Raw genomic sequence first — 206 nt, 5'->3', positions numbered from 1 at the left:
TTTTTATTATTTTATTGACATAGGAATAAGTCTGTGAGATTATTATTTTGTGAATACGCTTTCAAGTTTTAGACAATTTATGCTTCTGAAGTTTGACAAATTTTTTATACATAATTAAATATTTTACGGTTGATTGTATTGGGAGAGAGTGACGAATGTCGCCGCCGACGGAGCAAGTTCCATAAAATCCTTGGAATTAATCTCTC

At 31.1% G+C, this 206-nt stretch carries 1 riboswitch.

Going from position 1 to position 206, the window contains the following annotated elements:
* Window positions 1–129: 129 nt before the first annotated feature.
* Window positions 130–206: riboswitch (glycine riboswitch) on the top strand. This riboswitch is flagged as partial in the annotation.

It is taken from the genome of Neobacillus drentensis, assembly GCF_036966985.1.
Lineage (GTDB): Bacteria > Bacillota > Bacilli > Bacillales > Cytobacillaceae > Neobacillus > Neobacillus drentensis_E.
The sequence above is the reverse complement of the archived record's forward strand: the minus strand, read 5'-3'. Positions and strand labels throughout refer to the sequence as shown.